At 73.1% G+C, this 16,491-nt stretch carries 19 protein-coding genes; 13 read left to right on the top strand and 6 right to left on the bottom strand.

Features of this window, described 5'->3' with window-relative positions; translation table 11 throughout:
• Positions 1–2 precede the first annotated feature (2 nt).
• Together ACILRH_RS21175 and ACILRH_RS21170 are read left to right on the top strand one after the other, a co-directional pair.
• Entirely contained in the window at positions 3–506 is a 504-nt protein-coding gene (locus tag ACILRH_RS21175; RefSeq protein WP_395696056.1) for a macro domain-containing protein, read from the top strand.
• Positions 503–1,291, top strand: coding sequence for an SDR family NAD(P)-dependent oxidoreductase (locus tag ACILRH_RS21170; RefSeq protein WP_395696055.1), 789 nt, complete (start codon positions 503–505; stop codon positions 1,289–1,291). The genes ACILRH_RS21175 and ACILRH_RS21170 overlap by 4 nt, the downstream gene beginning before the upstream one ends.
• A 13-nt stretch (positions 1,292–1,304) precedes the next feature.
• On the opposite strand, the gene ACILRH_RS21165 is transcribed toward ACILRH_RS21170, so the two are convergent.
• Positions 1,305–2,318: an AraC family transcriptional regulator gene (locus ACILRH_RS21165; RefSeq protein WP_395696054.1), complete on the bottom strand. Its 1,014-nt coding sequence runs from the start codon at positions 2,316–2,318 to the stop codon at positions 1,305–1,307.
• Positions 2,319–2,402: 84 nt separating this feature from the next.
• Here ACILRH_RS21165 and ACILRH_RS21160 point away from each other — a divergent pair, with 84 nt between their 5' ends.
• Positions 2,403–2,630: a hypothetical protein gene (locus tag ACILRH_RS21160; RefSeq protein ID WP_395696053.1), complete on the top strand. Its 228-nt coding sequence runs from the start codon at positions 2,403–2,405 to the stop codon at positions 2,628–2,630.
• Positions 2,631–2,658: 28 nt separating this feature from the next.
• A complete protein-coding gene (locus ACILRH_RS21155; RefSeq protein WP_395696052.1) occupies positions 2,659–2,790 on the top strand; it encodes a hypothetical protein in 132 nt (43 codons plus the stop codon).
• Between the two features lie 17 nt (positions 2,791–2,807).
• Here ACILRH_RS21155 and ACILRH_RS21150 read toward each other — a convergent pair whose 3' ends face one another.
• Complete coding sequence (locus ACILRH_RS21150; protein WP_395696051.1) at positions 2,808–3,773, bottom strand: type II CAAX prenyl endopeptidase Rce1 family protein; 966 nt, start codon at positions 3,771–3,773, stop codon at positions 2,808–2,810.
• A gap of 221 nt (positions 3,774–3,994) precedes the next feature.
• On the bottom strand, positions 3,995–5,116 hold the full coding sequence (gene serC / locus ACILRH_RS21145; RefSeq protein ID WP_395696050.1) for a phosphoserine transaminase: 1,122 nt from the start codon (positions 5,114–5,116) through the stop codon (positions 3,995–3,997).
• Positions 5,117–5,167: 51 nt separating this feature from the next.
• Between serC and ACILRH_RS21140 the strand changes: the two genes are divergently transcribed.
• Positions 5,168–5,464: a hypothetical protein gene (locus ACILRH_RS21140; RefSeq protein WP_395696049.1), complete on the top strand. Its 297-nt coding sequence runs from the start codon at positions 5,168–5,170 to the stop codon at positions 5,462–5,464.
• A gap of 3 nt (positions 5,465–5,467) precedes the next feature.
• Here ACILRH_RS21140 and ACILRH_RS21135 read toward each other — a convergent pair whose 3' ends face one another.
• Complete coding sequence (locus ACILRH_RS21135) at positions 5,468–6,064, bottom strand: class I SAM-dependent methyltransferase (protein ID WP_395696048.1); 597 nt, start codon at positions 6,062–6,064, stop codon at positions 5,468–5,470.
• Positions 6,065–6,101: 37 nt separating this feature from the next.
• Here ACILRH_RS21135 and ACILRH_RS21130 point away from each other — a divergent pair, with 37 nt between their 5' ends.
• The 3 genes from ACILRH_RS21130 (at position 6,102) to ACILRH_RS21120 (ending at position 8,395) form a co-directional block, all read left to right on the top strand.
• Positions 6,102–6,695: a hypothetical protein gene (locus tag ACILRH_RS21130; RefSeq protein ID WP_395696047.1), complete on the top strand. Its 594-nt coding sequence runs from the start codon at positions 6,102–6,104 to the stop codon at positions 6,693–6,695.
• Positions 6,696–6,706: 11 nt separating this feature from the next.
• Positions 6,707–7,309 (top strand): hypothetical protein, encoded by a 603-nt coding sequence (locus tag ACILRH_RS21125; RefSeq protein WP_395696046.1) that lies wholly within the window; start codon positions 6,707–6,709, stop codon positions 7,307–7,309.
• Between the two features lie 81 nt (positions 7,310–7,390).
• A complete protein-coding gene (locus tag ACILRH_RS21120; protein WP_395696045.1) occupies positions 7,391–8,395 on the top strand; it encodes a hypothetical protein in 1,005 nt (334 codons plus the stop codon).
• Between the two features lie 14 nt (positions 8,396–8,409).
• Here the strand turns inward: ACILRH_RS21120 and ACILRH_RS21115 are convergent, their stop codons facing one another.
• Together ACILRH_RS21115 and ACILRH_RS21110 are read right to left on the bottom strand one after the other, a co-directional pair.
• A complete protein-coding gene (locus ACILRH_RS21115; protein ID WP_395696044.1) occupies positions 8,410–9,264 on the bottom strand; it encodes an SDR family NAD(P)-dependent oxidoreductase in 855 nt (284 codons plus the stop codon).
• Positions 9,261–10,364 carry a citrate synthase 2 gene (locus ACILRH_RS21110; RefSeq protein WP_395696043.1) on the bottom strand — a complete coding sequence of 368 codons (1,104 nt, stop codon included), beginning with the start codon at positions 10,362–10,364 and terminating at the stop codon, positions 9,261–9,263. Before ACILRH_RS21110 ends, ACILRH_RS21115 begins: the two co-directional genes overlap by 4 nt.
• 36 nt (positions 10,365–10,400) lie before the next feature.
• Here ACILRH_RS21110 and pdxH point away from each other — a divergent pair, with 36 nt between their 5' ends.
• From pdxH to ACILRH_RS21085, 5 genes are all read left to right on the top strand, one after another.
• Positions 10,401–11,033 (top strand): pyridoxamine 5'-phosphate oxidase, encoded by a 633-nt coding sequence (gene pdxH, locus ACILRH_RS21105; RefSeq protein ID WP_395696042.1) that lies wholly within the window; start codon positions 10,401–10,403, stop codon positions 11,031–11,033.
• Positions 11,034–11,110: 77 nt separating this feature from the next.
• On the top strand, positions 11,111–11,704 hold the full coding sequence (locus tag ACILRH_RS21100) for a TetR/AcrR family transcriptional regulator (RefSeq protein ID WP_395696041.1): 594 nt from the start codon (positions 11,111–11,113) through the stop codon (positions 11,702–11,704).
• Positions 11,704–13,440 carry an ABC transporter ATP-binding protein gene (locus ACILRH_RS21095; protein WP_395696040.1) on the top strand — a complete coding sequence of 579 codons (1,737 nt, stop codon included), beginning with the start codon at positions 11,704–11,706 and terminating at the stop codon, positions 13,438–13,440. The genes ACILRH_RS21100 and ACILRH_RS21095 overlap by 1 nt, the downstream gene beginning before the upstream one ends.
• Positions 13,437–15,404 carry an ABC transporter ATP-binding protein gene (locus tag ACILRH_RS21090; protein WP_395696039.1) on the top strand — a complete coding sequence of 656 codons (1,968 nt, stop codon included), beginning with the start codon at positions 13,437–13,439 and terminating at the stop codon, positions 15,402–15,404. Before ACILRH_RS21095 ends, ACILRH_RS21090 begins: the two co-directional genes overlap by 4 nt.
• Before the next feature lie 234 nt (positions 15,405–15,638).
• Positions 15,639–16,475 carry an isocitrate lyase/phosphoenolpyruvate mutase family protein gene (locus ACILRH_RS21085; RefSeq protein ID WP_395696038.1) on the top strand — a complete coding sequence of 279 codons (837 nt, stop codon included), beginning with the start codon at positions 15,639–15,641 and terminating at the stop codon, positions 16,473–16,475.
• Positions 16,476–16,491 lie beyond the last annotated feature (16 nt).

The raw sequence follows: 16,491 nt of genomic DNA, 5'->3' as shown, positions 1-16,491 counted from the left end.
CCGTGGACGTCACGGTCGTGCAGGGCGACATCACGCAGCAGCGGGTGGACGCCGTCGTCAACGCCGCCAACCGGGCGATGCGCGGCGGTGGAGGGGTCGACGGGGCGATCCACCAGGCCGGCGGCCCGGCGGTGCTCGAGGACTGCGTCGCCCGCTTCCCGCACGGGCTCGCGACCGGCGCCGCCGGCTGGACCACGGCCGGTGCGATGGCCGCGCGGTGGGTGATCCACGTCGTCGGGCCGAACTGGACCGCGGGCGAGCGGGACCGCTCGCTGCTGCTGTCGTGCTACGCCGGCGCGCTCGAGGTCGCCGACTCGCTGGGTGCGTCGACGGTGGCCTTCCCGCTCGTCTCCGCCGGCATCTACGGCTGGCTGCGCGAGGACGCGATCGCCGCCCCGCTCGAGGTCTTCGGGTCGGTCGCGACGTCGGTCACCGAAGCCCGGATCGTCGCCTACGACCAGGCGACCTACGAGCAGGTGCGTGCGGCTGCCGAGGGCCCGCGGTGACGACGCTGCCGGCGGCGTACGACCTGACCGGTCGCGTCGTCCTGGTCACCGGGGCGGGCGCCCCCGACGGCATCGGCGCCGCGTGCGCGCGGCTGCTGGGCTCGCTGGGCGCCTCGGTGGCGGTGGCCGCCACGACGGGCCGGGTCGCGGAGCGGGCGGCCGAGCTGGAGGCGGTCGGCGTGGGCTCGGTCGGCGTGGTCGCGGACCTGACCGACCCGCGCGAGGTCGAGCGCGCGGTCGCGGAGGTCACCGCGGCGCTCGGCGCGCCGACGGTGTTGGTCAACAACGCCGGCATGACCAGCGTTTCGTCCCCGGGCACGTCCGGCCGCCTCTCCGACGTGGGGTACCACGAGTGGCGCGCCTCGATCGCGCGCAACCTGGACACCGCCTACCTGGTGACCCGGGCCGTGCTCCCCGGCCTGGTGGCCGCACGCTGGGGCCGGGTGGTCATGGTCGCGTCCGTGACCGGACCGGTGATGGCGATGCGCGGCGAGGCGGCGTACGCCGCGGCGAAGGCGGGCCTGGTCGGGCTGGCCCGGTCGGTCGCCGTCGACCACGCGGGCGACGGCGTCACCGCCAACGCCGTCGCGCCCGGCTGGATCGCCACCGGCAGCCAGACCGAGGACGAGGCCCGCCAGGGCACCGTGGTGCCGACGGGGCGCAGCGCCACGCCCGAGGAGGTGGCTGCGGCTGTCGGCTTCCTCTGCTCGCCGGGTGCCTCCTACGTCACCGGTCAGTGCCTGGTCGTCGACGGCGGCAACAGCGTCGCCGAGGAGCGCGGCTGACCGTCGCGCGGGGTCATGTCGGCTGCGGCTCCCGGAGGACGCCCCGGGCCCGGCTGGGACTGGTGCCGAACCAGCGGGTGCAGCTGCGCGAGAAGACGCTCTGCTCGGTGTAGCCGAGGAGGTGGGCGATGTGGGTCAGTGGCAGGTCGGTGTCGCGCAGCAGGTGGACGGCCTCCTCGCGCCGGGTGTCGTCGACCAGCTGCTGGTAGGTCGTCCCCTGGACGGCGAGCTGGCGCTGGAGGCTGCGCGGGTGGACGGCGAGCTGGACGGCCACCTGCTCGAGGCTGAGGCCCCCGGTCGGGAGCAGTCGTCGGATCGTCGTGGTCACGGGGGTCTGGTCGCCCGGGTCCACCGGGATCGTGTGCCCGGCGAGGTAGCGCAGGGCCAGCTGGTGCACCGCGACGTCGTCGGACACCGGCAGGTCGAGGACCTCGCGGCGGAGCAGGAAGCCGTGGTCGTCGGCGTTGAAGCGCACGGGGCAGCCGAAGTAGTCGGCGTACGCCGCCGGGTCGCCCACGGGCCCGTGGCGCAGGAGCACCGCGGTCGGGGTGAAGGACTCGCCGGCCAGGGCGCGGAACACGCGCAGGGACACCCCGAGGCCGAGCTCGGCGGTCTGGGCGTGCGGAAGGGTGTGCTGGGTCCGCAGCGCCCACTCGAAGCTCGCGAGGCGCTCCTCGGGTCGGGGGTCCACGCGGGCGAGGAGCTCAGGGGAGTAGCTGGCCATGTGCTGGTCGATGGCGCCCAACGCGGCACCGACGGTGGACGACGAGCGAGCGGCGATGCCGAGCGCCCCGAGGATCTCGATGCCCTGCCGCAGCGCGAGACGGCGCCCGAACTCGGGGGCGCCGGTCGCCCGTGCGGCACTCTCCATCAGCACCAGCACCCGCCGGGTCTCGATCAGGCTGTCACCGTCGCCGACCGCGGCCGGGTCGATGCCGGCCTCTCCCAGCAATCCCCACGGGTCGGAGCCCAGCTCCTCGACGAGCTCGCTGAAGCCCTGCAGGGAGGACCCGCGCACGGTGGACATGTCGCACAGCGTCAAGAACCTGTCGCCTGAGGTCAAGACCGCGCCCGTCCGGCCTGGTGAGGATGACGGCCGGGAGGAGTCGCTGTGCCACGCACGATGATCCGCGTCGACGGCGCGGTCGCCGCGCAGCTCGAGCGCGAGCTGGCGAGCCGAGGAGTCGCGTTGACCGTCCGGACCGAGGAGCCCGCGACGACGATCACCGGTGACCTCCACGGCGCGGCCGAGCTCGCCGCGGTCCTCGACCGGCTGCGGACGCTCGGCGTGGGAGTCCACCAGGTCGTCTGGGTCGCCGGACGGGGTCCGCAGACGTAGTCGGCGCCGGGGTGGGTACCGCCCAGCCATGACCAGCGAACCTCTCGAGCACGACCAGGACTCCGACCCGCCCACCCCGGACGGCGAGGAGCCGGACCAGAAGCAGCTGGGACCGGACGCCGAGCCGGGCGCCGATCCCGATCCGGACCTCAGCGAGTAGTGACCGCCGTGCAGAGGTCATGACCGCAGGCGGCCCCAGCCGGTGCGGTTGGCATAGGGGATGAGCGCCAGGGCCACGACGACGAACGGCAGCGCGAGGTCGAGTTCGCTGATGGCCGACGACTGCCAGGTGATCCCGTCGGCGAGGCCGCCGATGCGCGCGACGTCGTTGGACAGGCCGTGCATGGCCACCGCCAGCAGGGTCGCCTGGCCGGCGCGCGCCCAGAAGAAGGTCATCACGACCGAGATCGCGACCAGCTTGACGGTGAACGCACCCAGGTAGGCCAGCCCTCCGCCGAGCCCGTAGTCGACGAAGGCGTCGTACTTGACCGGGAAGTGCCAGGTCGCCCAGGCCAGGCCCACCAGCACCGACGCCGCGACCGGGCCGTGGGAGCGCAGCAGGACCGGGAGCGCGAACCCGCGCCACCCGTTCTCCTCGAGGAGTGCTCCGGCGTCGAGGAACATGGCGACCGGTAGCAGCGCGAGCATGCTCCCCGAGAGGCGCCAGGTGAGGTCGTCGGGCACGAAGGCCCGGTGCAGCAGGCCGCTGGCGAGGTTGCAGGCGGTGAAGACGACCACGACCACCAGCCAGATCCGCAGGCCGGTGCGGGCGCCCACCTCCGGCGACCACGGCCGGAACCGACGCCCCACGACCCGCACGAGGCGGCGTCCGCCGCGGACGCCGGCGACGAGGAGGACGGCGAGGTCCGGCGCGGCCACCTGGGCGAGCGCGAGCAGCACCCCGACGAGGGCCGCCGGGTAGGCGACCACGACGCGAGCCGCGGTGACGAGGTCGGAGCCGAAGTCGAGGCCCGCGCGGTCCAGGCCGGTCTCGATCGCCGCGTCCGCCCCGGTCAGCAGGAACGCGACCCCCAGCAGCACCTCCAGCGTGACGGCCAGCGCCCAGAAGAGCAGCACCGGGCGACGAGGGAGCTCGACGCCGTCCAGCGACGGCCGGGCTCCCGGCCCCGCGGACCTCCGCATGCCCAGAGCGTGGACCCGCCCCAGCCCTCGCGCCATCGGGGTCAGCCCTGGTCTGCCCCGGAGGTCGACCGTGAGGGCCGGCCACGCCGGTCGCGGTGCAGCAGCCCGGGTGTCGCCGAACTTGTCGACGTAAACCATCGCTTGTCGGCCGAAGTATTCGACGACAAGCGATGGTTTACCCGGTCGACCGGGTAAACCAGCACCGGCTGACGCCCGGGGGCTCAGAGGTGGTCGACGACCCAGTCGATGCAGTGCGTGAGCGCCTCGACGTCGGCGGGGTCGACGGCGGGGTACATGGCGATCCGCAGCTGGTTGCGGCCCAGCTTGCGGTAGGGCTCGGTGTCGACGACGCCGTTCGCGCGGAGGACGGCGGCGACGCGGGAAGCGTCGACGGAGTCCTCGAAGTCGACGGTGCCGATCACCAGCGAGCGGTGGGCGGGGTCCTCGACGTACGGGAAGGCGTACGGCGACTTCTCCGCCCACGTGTAGAGCATGTCGGAGGAGGCCGTGGTGCGGGCGACCATCGCGTCGAGCCCGCCGGCGGCGTTCATCCAGTCCAGCTGCTCGGCCATGAGGAACAGCGTGGCGATCGACGGGGTGTTGTAGGTCTGGTTCTTCTGCGAGTTGTCGATCGCGGTCGGCAGGTCGAAGAACGCCGGGACGTGCCGACCCGAGCCCGCGATCGACGCCGCGCGCTCGAGGGCGGCCGGCGAGAAGAGCCCGATCCACAGTCCGCCGTCGGAGGCGAAGCACTTCTGCGGCGCGAAGTAGTAGACGTCGGCCTCGCGCACGTCGACCGGCAGGCCGCCCGCGCCGGAGGTGGCGTCGACCAGCACGAGCGCGTCCGATGCCGCGCCCTCGGGCCGCACCACCGGCGCCATCACGGCCGTGGACGTCTCGTTGTGCGCCCACGCGTAGACGTCCACGCCGTCCTCGGCGACCGCGACCGGCGCCGACCCCGGCTCGCTCGTGATCACCGAGGGGTCGGCGAGCCACGGCGCCGCCGCGGCGGCCGCGGCGAACTTCGAGGAGAACTCACCGAAGGACAGGTGCTGGCTCCTCTCGCGGATCAGTCCGAAGGTGGCGACGTCCCAGAACGCCGTCGCGCCCCCGTTGCCGAGGACCACCTCGTAGCCGTCCGGGAGCGAGAACAGCGCGGTCAGCCCCGACCGCACCCGTCCCACCAGGTCCCGGACCGGGGCCTGGCGGTGCGAGGTGCCCATGAGCGTCGTGCCGGTGGCGGCCAGGGCGTCGAGGTGGGAGGTCTGGATCTTGGACGGACCGGCCCCGAACCTCCCGTCGGCGGGGAGGAGGTCGTGGGGGATCTTCGGCGCGTCGGTCACGGTCCCTATTCTGGCAGCCGCACATCCACACTCTCGGGAGACGAACAGATCATGAGCAACCGCACACCCGCCCAGACGCTCCTGCTCGTCGTGGGGGTCCTGCTGCTCCTCGCCGGCCTCGCCTGCGTCGTCGTCGGCTTCGCCGGCTTCGCGAACGCCGACCCGGGGATGGACGACAACACGCCGATCTTCCTCTTCGCCGGCGGCGGTCTCGCCGCCGTGGTCGGCTTCGGCATCATCGCGTTCACCCGCGCCTCGATCCTGATGGGTGACGGTGGCTACACCCGGATCACCGTCGAGCACGGCCGCCGACCCGACGAGCCGCCGGCCGGCCCCTCGGTCGACTGAGCCCTACGCCCGACGCCTGGCGAGCACGGCGTAGCGCTCGTCGTCGATCCGCCCGCCCCAGTAGCCCTCGTCGGGCAGCGGGGTCACCGTCGCGTCCAGCCCGGCCCCCTCGACGAGCGCGACCGTCCGGTCGGCGGTCAGGCCCGCGCCGGTCGACCAGTCACCCTCGATGAGCACCACCCGGCCGTCGGGGACGAGCAGGTCGACCCACCGCGCCAGGACGCCCGCCGGGTCGGGGAGGGCCCAGAGCACGTGGCGGCACAGCACCACGTCGTACGACGCCGCCGGCAGCGGCGGGTCCGCGGCGTCGCCCACGGTGAAGGTGACGCCGGGGAAGGTCCCCGCCTTGGCGCAGGCCCGGCGGACCATCTCGGGGGAGAAGTCGACGCCGTCGACCTCGTGGGCGTCCTCGGCGAGGAGCAGCGCGAGCGTGCCGGTGCCGCAGCCCAGGTCGGCGATGCGGGAGGGGATCGGCGGCACCAACGAGCGCAGCAGGCTCTGCCACGCGGCCCGGACCACCGGGTCGTGGAGACCGTGGTCGGGCTCCTGGTCGAAGGTCTCCGCCTCGACGTCCCACAGCTCACTGTCCCGAGATGACACGTGCCGACCCTACGTCCTGGGCCCGTACGGTGGGACGGTGCTGCTGCCTCCGAAGGTCGCCCACGGCGTCGCCGACGGTTCGGTGACGCTCGCGTTCCGGCGCTGGCGCCGTCCCGACGTCCGGGTGGGGTCGCAGTTCCGCACCGTCGCCGGCGTGGTCCGGGTCGACGGCGTCGAGGTGGTCGAGCAGGTCACCGACGACGACGCCCGCCGCGCCGGCTGGCCCGACGCGGCCCGGCTGCTGCGACAGCTCGACAAGGTCGGCGAGGGCTTGCCGACCTACCGTGTCGCCCTGTCCTGGGCCGGGCCCGACCCCCGGGTCGCCCTGCGGGAGGACGCCGACCTCTCCGACGCGGACGTCGCGGCGATCGATGCCCGGCTCGAGCGGCTGGACCGGGCGAGCAGCCACGGTCCCTGGACGACCGCCACCCTCGACGTGATCCGGCGCCGGCCGCACACCCGGGCACCGGACCTCGCCGCGGAGCTCGGCCGGGAGCGCGACCCGTTCAAGATCGACGTCCGCAAGCTGAAGAACCTCGGCCTCACCCAGAGCTTCGACGTCGGCTACGACCTCTCCCCGCGCGGTCGTGCCTACCTCGAACGGACCACGCGCGGGTCGCACCCGGCGTAGGCTCGACGGCCATGCGACTCGGGATCGCCGTCCTCCTGGCCACGCTCCTCCTCGGGCCGGCCGCCGCGTCCGCCCAGACCCCGATCGAGGGGTACGCGTCGTACGACCCCGGGACCAGGTGCCACCCGCGGCCCCTCCCGGGCACCGTGCTCCTGGCCCGAGCGGTGGTGCACCGGTACGGCGGCGCCCTGGTCGCGACGTCCCGGGCCTGCCGGCGCCACCCGACCTCGGAGCACCAGACGGGCCGCGCCTTCGACTGGGGCGCCGACGTGCGCCGGCCGGCCGACCGCGAGCGGGTCCAGGCGCTGCTCGACCGGCTGTTCGCGACCGACGCGGCCGGCAACGCCGACGCGTGGGCGCGCCGGGCCGGAGTCATGTACGTGATCTGGAACGACCGGATGTACCCGGCCTGGACCCACTTCGAGCCCGAGCCCTACCTCGCCTCCAGCTGCCCGACGCGCCGGCGCTGCTCGGCCACCCTCCGCCACCGCGACCACGTGCACGTGTCGCTGAGCAGGCGTGGCGCCCGAGGCCTCACCAGCTGGTACCCGGGCCGGTCGTCCCGGCCCCGGCCGGGACCGGCGACCCTGTCGCCCGGCCCCACCCGGTCCTAGCCTGGAAGGACCATCAGCGCCCGTCGCCGCAGTCGCGGCTGCGGCGTTCCCGGGGGCGGCCCTCGTGCAAGGGGGCACCCGATGTCACGCAGGTCCCTGCTGGGTGCGGCGATCGCCGCGCTGCTCCTGCCGGTGAGCGCGGTGCCGGCCGGCGCCCGAGCGGTGCCGCCGCAGCCGGTGGTGCACAGCCGCGGGGTCGCGTGGTTGACCCCGATCAGGGTCGGCCAGGTGGTCGGGGTGGCCACGGTGCGGCGCACCTACGTCGCGACCGGTGCCGGCCGGTGGCAGGTGGCCGCCGCCGTCCCCGGCTTCCGCACGACCGTGCGGCCGCGGACGCTCACCAGCACGCACAGCGGTCAGCGGGTCCGGCTCCAGCTCGTCTTCGTGCGTCGTACGGCACGCCTCGGTGCGTGGAGCCGCGGTCTGGTGCGGTTCGAGGGGTCGAGCTCCCTGCGCGCCCGGGTCGCGCTGCGGCCCGTGGGCGCCCTCGTGCCCACGGTCGACCGGCTGGTGGGCACCTCGGGCGACGAGACGTTCCCGGTCCGCGGTGGCGTCGACCGGACCGTGCCGGTGTCGGTCTCCGGGCTGGTCCAGCCCTGGACGTTCTTCCCGGTGCTCACCGCGGGCGCCTCGCACTTCCGCTGCCTGCCGGCCGGTCCGGCGACCCGGGCCCTGCGCGTCGACCTCTCCGCGAGCGACCCGACCGCCGACCTCGACCTCTTCGTGTACGCGGCCACGAACTGCGACCCGGGCACGCGAGGGCTGCTCGTCGCCTCGAGCCACCGGACGCGGAGCACCGAGCGGGTGGTGATGCTGAGGCCGGACCCGGGTGCCTACATCGTCGAGGTGCGGGCCGACGACACGGGCACCGGGAGCGACGTGACCGGGATCCTCCAGCTCATCGACGTCGAGGCGGGTGCCGGGTGGGGCGACCTCGCGGTGTCGCCGAACCCCGTGCCGCTGCGCACGGGGCGGACCTCGATGCTCCACCTGACCTGGTCGGGCCTCCCGACCGAGCACTTCTGGTTCGGGCTGGTCCAGCCGGCCGGTGCTCCGGCCCCGATGTGGGTCGACCTCCTGACCTGACCCCGGTCGTGCGGTCAGGCGGCGCGGGCGGTCCGGCGGGCCCGCCTGTCCTGCAGCCGCCGCTGCTTGGCGACGAAGCGGATGGAGGACCGTTGCACGAAGCCCGGGAAGAACCGCCCGAGACGCCACGCGACCCGCGCGGTGCGTGGCGTCACCAGCATCGCCCGGTCGTCGGCGACCGCGTCGAGCACCTGGGCCGCGAAGACGTCCGGGTCCAGCGGGTGCCGCACGCCCTGGCCCTTCAGGTAGTAGTCGCGGCCGTGGAACCTCCCGACGTGCCCCTTGTCCAGGATCGGGGTGTCCACCGCGGAGGGACACACGACCGTCACCCCGACGCCCTTCGCGGCGGCCTCCGAGCGCAGCGCGAGCGAGAGGCCCACGACGGCGTGCTTGGTCATCACGTAGGACGTGATCAGGCCGGCCGCCATCAGCCCGCCCATCGAGGCGGTGTTGACGATCTGACCCCCCGAGACGCCGGTGCCGCGGCGAGCGACCATCCGGGGGTACGCCGCCGCGACGCCGTGCACCACGCCGCGGATGTTGACGTCGATGATCGCGTTCCACTGGTCGAGGGTGAGGTCCTCGGTCTCCGCGCCGAAGGTGATGCCGGCGTTGTTGAACATCAGGTCGGGGTCGACCTCGTCGACCAGCTCCCGGACGGCGTCGGCGTCGGTGACGTCGAGGGTGACCGCCCGCGCGCCGATCGGGTCGGCGACCCGGGCGGCGGCGGCGCCGTCGAGGTCGGCGCAGACCACCTCGGCCCCGGCGGCGGCGAGGGCGCGCGAGAGCGACGCCCCGATGCCGGAACCGGCGCCGGTGACGATCGCCCGCTTGTCGCGGAAGTGCGACCCGAGATCGGCTCGGGTCACCCGGCCCACTCGTCGCGCCAGCCCTCGACGGCCGAGGCCGGCCGCGTGGACGGGCCCGTGTAGACCGCGGAGGGCCGGATCAGCCGGCCGGTGCGCTTCTGCTCCAGGATGTGGGCCGACCAGCCGCCGGTGCGGGCACAGGTGAACATCGAGGTGAACATGTTCGCCGGCACGTCGGCGAAGTCCAGCACGATCGCGGCCCAGAACTCGACGTTCGTCTCCAGGACCCGGTCCGGCCGCCGCTCGCGGAGCTCGGCGAGCGCTGCCTTCTCCAGCGCCTCGGCGACCTCGTAGCGCGGCGCGTCCAGCTCGCGCGCGGTGCGGCGCAGCACCCGGGCGCGCGGGTCCTCGGCCCGGTAGACCCGGTGCCCGAAGCCCATCAGCCGCTCGCCGTTGTCGAGCAGCTCCTTGACGTACGGCGCCGCGTCGCCCCGCTTCTCGACCTCCTCGATCATGCCGAGCACCCGCGAGGGGGCACCGCCGTGCAGCGGCCCGCTCATCGCACCGATCGCCCCGGAGAACGCCGCCGCGACGTCCGCGCCGGTCGAGGTGATCACCCGGGCGGTGAACGTCGAGGCGTTCATGCCGTGCTCGGCCGCGGAGCTCCAGTAGGCGTCGATCGCCTTGACGTGCAGCGGATCGGCCTCGCCGCGCCAGCGGATCAGGAACTTCTCGGCGAGCGTCGCGCCCTTGTCGACCTCGCTCTGCGGCACGACGTGCGTCCCCAGGCCGCGAGCCGACTGGGCGGCGTACGACAAGATCATGACGGCGACGCGCGACAGGTCCAGGCGGGCCTGCTCGTCGCTGATGTCGTAGGTCTGGCCCATGCCGAGCATCGGCGCGAGCATCGCGACCGACGCCTGGACGTCCGCGCGCACGTCGCCGGTGTGGATGGCGATGTTGTAGGGCTCCGCCGGCGGCAGGCCGGGGGAGTAGGACCCGTCGACGAGCAGGCCCCAGACGTTCTCGAAGGGGACGCGGCCGACGATCTCCTCGATGTCGACGCCCCGGTAGCGCAGGGCCGAGCCCTCCTTGTCCGGCTCGGCGATCTCCGTCTCGAAGGCGACGACGCCTTCCAACCCGTGGTGTACCTCAGTCACGGTGCGCAGTCTAGGCGCGGGTCTAGGGTCGAGGTCATGGACCTCGCAGCACTGCGTCAGGAGTACGAACGGGCCGGGCTCGACGAGGCGGACCTGGCGCCCGACCCGATCACGATGTTCGAGCGGTGGATGGCGGAGGCGGTGGACGCCGGGCTGCACGACCCGAACGCGATGGTCGTCTCGACCGTGGACGGGGCCGGCGCACCCTCGTCGCGGATGGTGCTGCTCAAGGGCGTCGGGGAGACCGGCTTCGTGTTCTTCACCAACACCGCCTCGCGCAAGGGCGCGGAGCTGGCCGGGAACCCGCGCTGCGCGCTGCTCTTCCCGTGGCACCCGCTGGAGCGGCAGGTCCGGGTGGAGGGGGTCGCGACACCGCTGCCGCGTCCGCAGGTCGAGGCCTACTTCGCCTCCCGTCCGCGCGGCTCGCGGCTCGGTGCCTGGGCGTCGCCCCAGTCCCAGGTCACGACCCGGGAGGAGCTGGCCGAGGCCTACGCCGCCGCCGAGGCGCGCTACCCCGACGAGGTCCCGGTCCCCGACGCCTGGGGTGGGTACGCCGTGGCGCCCGAGGTCGTCGAGTTCTGGCAGGGTCGCCCCGGCCGGATGCACGACCGCCTCGTCTACCGCCGCGACCCGGACGGCGGCTGGGCGACCGAGCGCCTCGCGCCGTAGGGCTCGACACCACCCGCGGGGACAGCAGGACGGAAACCCAGTTGTGAGTGAGTGCTCACTCACTTATGCTCGGTCTCGTGGACACCAAGAGGGAGCGCGCGCGGCCGCTGTCGCCCGACGAGCGGCGCGAGGCGCTGGTCGCCGCGACCCGGCCGCTGCTCTACGAGCACGGGCGGGCCGTCACCAGCAGGCAGATCGCGGAGGCCGCCGGGGTGGCCGAGGGGACGATCTTCCGGGTCTTCGACTCCAAGGAGGAGCTCGTCGACGCGGCCATCGAGAGCGCGTTCGCGCCCGGTGACCTCGAGCGCCGGATCCAGGAGATCGACCCCGACCAGCCGTTGCGCGACCGCCTGCTCCGCCTGGCGTCGATCCTCCAGCAGCGGTTCCTCGCGACCTTCACCCTGATGCAGAAGGTGGGCCTGGTCGGTCCGCCCCAGCACCTGCGCGACCACGCCGCACACGAGATGTGGCGGGCCCGGCTCGGCGGCCTGATGGTCGGCGTGGTCGGGCCGGACGCCGACCAGCTGTCGGTGCCGCCGGAGCACCTCGTCCACGTGCTGCGCCTGCTCACCTTCGCCGGCAGCCACCAGCACATCGCCGACGGGCGCCTGCTGACCCCCGACCAGATCGTCGACACCGTCCTGCACGGTCTCCTCAAGGAGAACCCCTGATGCTCCTCCGTCTGCTCCGCGAGCGGCTCGCACCGTACAGGACCTGGCTCGCGCTCGTCGTGCTGTTCCAGTTCATCGGCGTGGTGGCGATGCTCTACCTGCCGAGCCTGAACGCCGACATCATCGACTACGGCGTCGTCACCGGTGACACGGGCTACATCCTGCGCACCGGCGGGGAGATGCTGGCGATCTCGCTGGTCCAGATCGTCTGCTCCGTGCTCGCCGTCTGGTTCGGCGCGCGCACCGCGATGTCCTTCGGCCGGGACGTGCGCCGCGACCTCTTCGGGCGGGTGGGCGAGTTCTCCGCCCGCGAGGTGCAGGACTTCGGCGCACCGTCGCTGATCACCCGCAGCACCAACGACGTCCAGCAGGTCCAGATGATGGTGCTGATGGCCTGCACCATCGCGGTTTCCTCGCCGATCATGCTGGTCGGCGGCGTGTTCATGGCGCTGCGCGAGGACCTCGGGCTGGCGTGGATCCTGGCGGTCGCCGTGCCGGCGCTGTTCTTGAGCGTCGCCTTCGTGGTCAGCCGGATGGTGCCGAGCTTCCGGGCCATGCAGTCGCGCATCGACGAGGTCAACCGGGTGCTCCGCGAGCAGATCACCGGCATCCGGGTGGTCCGGGCGTTCGTGCGGGAGCCCTACGAGTCCCAGCGGTTCGGCAAGGCCAACGACGACCTCACCGAGGTCGCCGTGCGGGCGGGTCGCTGGATGGCGACGATGTTCCCGCTCGTGATCCTGGTCGTGAACGTCTCGAGCGTCGCGGTCATCTGGTTCGGCGGCCACCGCATCAACGACGGCGAGATGTTGCCCGGCGCGATGACGGCGTTCCTCTCCTACCTGATGCAGATCCTCATGTCGATCATGATGGCGACGTTCATGCTGATGATGATCCCGCGCGCGTCCGTGTGCGGCGACCGGATCATGGAGGTCCTCGACACCGACACCTCGGTCCGGCCGCCGGTCGACCCGGTGGCGCCGGACCCGGCACTGCGCGGTCACCTCGCGCTCGAGGACGTCACGTTCGCCTACCCGGGCGCCGAGGCGCCGGTCCTGTCGGAGGTCTCCTTCGAGGCCGGCCCCGGCCAGACCGTGGCGGTCATCGGGTCGACCGGCGCCGGCAAGAGCACCCTGGTCAACCTCGTGCCGCGGCTCTTCGACGCGACCTCGGGTGTCGTGCGGGTCGGTGGTCGCGACGTCCGCGACCTCGACCCCGACCTGCTGTGGGCCCAGCTCGGCCTGGTGCCGCAGAAGGCCTACCTGTTCAGTGGCACGATCCGCAGCAACCTCCAGTACGGCAAGGCGGACGCCACGGACGAGGAGATGTGGGCCGCGCTCGAGGTCGCGCAGGGGCGCGACTTCGTCGAGGCGCTTCCCGAGGGGCTCGACGCGCCGGTCAGCCAGGGCGGGACCAACTTCTCCGGCGGTCAGCGCCAACGACTGGCGATCGCCCGGGTGCTGGTCCGCAAGCCCGGCATCTACCTCTTCGACGACTCGTTCTCCGCGCTCGACCTCGCGACGGACGCGCGCCTGCGTGCGGCACTGCGTCCTGAGACCCGGGACGCGACGGTGGTGATCGTCGCCCAGCGGGTCAGCACCATCAAGGACGCCGACCTGATCCTCGTGCTCGAGGACGGCCGGGTCGTCGGCCGCGGCACCCACCACGAGCTGCTCGCCGGGAACCCGACCTACCAGGAGATCGTCACCTCCCAGATGACGGCGGAGGAGGCGGCATGAGCGCCCCGACGACGTCCGGACCCGCGACGAGCAAGGGTCGCGGCTTCGCGAAGACCGAGCGCATCGAGGCGCCGATGGGCGGACCCGGCCGCGGCCCGATGGGCGGCGGCATGGTCGGCCAGAAGGCGATGGACTTCGGGCCGTCCGCCAAGCGGCTGGTCGCCCGGATGCGCCCCGACCGCGGCAAGGCGGTCCTGGTCGTCGTGCTCGGCGTCGCCAGCGTCGCGCTGATGTCGGTGGGCCCGCGGATCCTCGGGCACGCGACGGACCTGGTCTTCAACGGCTTCATCGGCTCCAAGATCCCGCCGGGCACGCCGCGGTCGATGTGGCCCGAGGCCACCCAGGACATGGACATCGTCCCCGGCCAGGGCGTCGACTTCGCTGCCGTCGCGGACGTGCTGCTCCTCGTGCTCGCCATCTACGTCGCCGCGTCGCTGCTCAGCTGGCTGCAGGGCTTCGTGCTCAACACGGTCGTGCAGAACACGGTCCGCCAGCTGCGTGAGGACGTCGAGACCAAGATCAACCGGCTGCCGCTGGGCTACTTCGACCGCTCGCCGCGTGGCGAGCTGCTCTCGCGCGTCACCAACGACATCGACAACGTCAGCCAGACGCTGCAGCAGACGATGAGCCAGCTGCTCACCTCGGTGATGACCGTGGTCGCGGTGCTGGCGATGATGGTCTGGATCTCGCCGCTGCTGGCGCTCGTGGCGCTGGTGACGGTGCCGTTGTCGCTCATCGTGACCGCCCAGATCATGAAGCGGTCACAGGGTCAGTTCGTGGCGCAGTGGCGGCGTACCGGCGCCCTCAACGCCCAGGTCGAGGAGGCCTACTCCGGCCACTCGCTCGTCAAGGTCTTCGGCCGCCAGCAGGAGGTCGAGCGGATCTTCGCCGAGGAGAACGACGAGCTCGGCCTGGTCAGCTTCCGTGCCCAGTTCGTCAGCGGGCTGATCATGCCGTCGATGATGTTCATCGGGAACCTCAACTACGTCCTGGTCGCGGTCATCGGCGGGCTGCGCGTCGCGCACGGACAGCTGTCCCTCGGCGACGTCCAGGCGTTCATCCAGTACAGCCGTCAGTTCACCCAGCCGCTCACGACGGTCGCCTCGATGGCCAACCTGCTGCAGTCGGGGGTCGCATCCGCCGAGCGGGTCTTCGAGCTGCTCGACGCCGACGAGGAGCCGGTCGACGCCCCGGGTCTGGTCGAGCCGGCCCGGCGCCGGGGAGAGGTCGCGTTCGACCACGTCTCGTTCCGCTACGACGAGGACCGGCCGCTCATCGACGACCTGTCGCTGGTCGCCCGGCCCGGCGAGACCGTGGCGATCGTCGGCCCGACCGGCGCCGGCAAGACCACGCTGGTCAACCTGGTCATGCGCTTCTACGACATCGACGCGGGCCGCATCACGCTGGACGGGGTGGACATCTCCTCGATGCCGCGCGCGGCCCTGCGCGGCCAGGTCGGCATGGTGCTGCAGGACACCTGGCTGTTCGAGGGGACCATCCGCGACAACATCGCCTACGGGCGGCCGGACGCGACCGACGAGCAGGTGCTCGAGGCGGCGCGGGCGACGTTCGTGGACCGGTTCGTGCACTCGCTGCCCGACGGGTACGACACCGTCATCGACGAGGAGGGCTCCAACCTGTCGGCCGGCGAGCGGCAGCTGGTCACCATCGCCCGGGCGTTCCTCACCGACCCGGCGCTGCTGATCCTCGACGAGGCGACCTCGTCGGTGGACACCCGCACCGAGCTCCTCGTGCAGCACGCGATGGCGGCGCTGCGCTCGGACCGTACCTCGTTCGTCATCGCCCACCGGCTCTCCACGATCCGCGACGCCGACCTGATCCTGGTCATGGAGGACGGAGCGATCGTCGAGCAGGGCACCCACGACGAGCTGGTGCACCGCGACGGTGCCTACGCCCGGCTCTACCAGGCGCAGTTCACGGCCGCGGCGGGCGAGGTGGCGTAGCGGCGTCGGTGGCGCCCGGTCGGCTGTCCCCGTCGCTGCCTCGCCCTGGCTGCCGCAGCTTCACCATGGTGTGTCGGTGAACCGGCACTTCCCATGGCGGGCACATCGTGTGAGGTGAGGGTTCACCTGCATCCCGTGGTGAACCTGCGCCGTCGTCGGACCAGGTCGGGCCAGGTCGAACCGGGGCTGTCTCGGGGCTGTCCCGAGGGCTCCCGCATCACCGATGATCGGCAGATGCCCACACCCGCACCGGACCGCCCCGCCGCCGCTGCCGCCCTGCTGGCCCTGCACGACGGACCCGGCTTCGTGCTCCCGAACGCCTGGGACGGCGGCTCCGCACGGATCCTGGCGCAGGCCGGCTTCCCCGCCGTCGCCACGACCAGCGCCGGCATCGCCTGGTCGTGCGGGCTGCCCGACGGCGAGACGCTCGACCTCGACCGCATGCTCGAGCACGTCGGCCGGATCGTGGCCGCGGTGGGGGTGCCGGTGACCGCCGACCTCGAGGCCGGGTACGCCGACACCGTGGACGGCGTCGCCGCCTCGGTGGGGCGGGCGCTGGAGGTCGGTGTGGTCGGCGCCAACCTGGAGGACGCGCGCCATGGGGCGCTGCTCCCGCTGGAGGAGTCGGTCGAGCGGGTCAGGGCGGCGCGGTCGGCGGCGCCGCGCGGGACGTTCGTGCTCAACGCCCGCACCGACACCTACTTCGCCGGCACGTCGGGTGACGTGTTCGCGGAGACGGTCGAGCGGGCGACCCGCTACGTCGAGGCGGGGGCGGACTGCGTCTTCGTCCCGGGCGTCGTCGACGACGACACGATCCGCCGCCTCGCCGCGGCCGTGCCGGCCCCGCTCAACGTGGTCGCCGGGCTGGGGAGCACGACCGACGCCCGCACCCTGTTCTCGCTCGGGGTCAAGCGGGTCAGCGTCGGCGGCAGCCTGGCGCGCGCAGCGCTCAGCCTGGTGGACCGTGCGGGTCGCGAGCTGCTCGAGACCGGCACCCTCGGCTTCCTCGACGGCGCGATCTCCTACGCCGACCTCCAGGAGCGCTTCACCGCCGTCGACGCGGTGGGGTGACGCCGACGTCGTGCCT

Origin of the sequence: Nocardioides sp., assembly GCF_044226765.1 — a bacterium.
Lineage (GTDB): Bacteria > Actinomycetota > Actinomycetes > Propionibacteriales > Nocardioidaceae > Nocardioides.
The sequence above is the reverse complement of the archived record's forward strand: the minus strand, read 5'-3'. Positions and strand labels throughout refer to the sequence as shown.

Coding starts and splice junctions, on each gene's coding strand:
- ACILRH_RS21165 (WP_395696054.1), bottom strand. CDS start 2,318: ATGTCCACCGTGCGCGGGTCCTCCCTGCAGGGCTTCAGCGAGCTCGTC.
- ACILRH_RS21155 (WP_395696052.1), top strand. CDS start 2,659: ATGACCAGCGAACCTCTCGAGCACGACCAGGACTCCGACCCGCCCACC.
- ACILRH_RS21150 (WP_395696051.1), bottom strand. CDS start 3,773: ATGCGGAGGTCCGCGGGGCCGGGAGCCCGGCCGTCGCTGGACGGCGTC.
- ACILRH_RS21140 (WP_395696049.1), top strand. CDS start 5,168: ATGAGCAACCGCACACCCGCCCAGACGCTCCTGCTCGTCGTGGGGGTC.
- ACILRH_RS21125 (WP_395696046.1), top strand. CDS start 6,707: ATGCGACTCGGGATCGCCGTCCTCCTGGCCACGCTCCTCCTCGGGCCG.
- ACILRH_RS21120 (WP_395696045.1), top strand. CDS start 7,391: ATGTCACGCAGGTCCCTGCTGGGTGCGGCGATCGCCGCGCTGCTCCTG.
- pdxH (WP_395696042.1), top strand. CDS start 10,401: ATGGACCTCGCAGCACTGCGTCAGGAGTACGAACGGGCCGGGCTCGAC.
- ACILRH_RS21095 (WP_395696040.1), top strand. CDS start 11,704: ATGCTCCTCCGTCTGCTCCGCGAGCGGCTCGCACCGTACAGGACCTGG.
- ACILRH_RS21090 (WP_395696039.1), top strand. CDS start 13,437: ATGAGCGCCCCGACGACGTCCGGACCCGCGACGAGCAAGGGTCGCGGC.
- ACILRH_RS21085 (WP_395696038.1), top strand. CDS start 15,639: ATGCCCACACCCGCACCGGACCGCCCCGCCGCCGCTGCCGCCCTGCTG.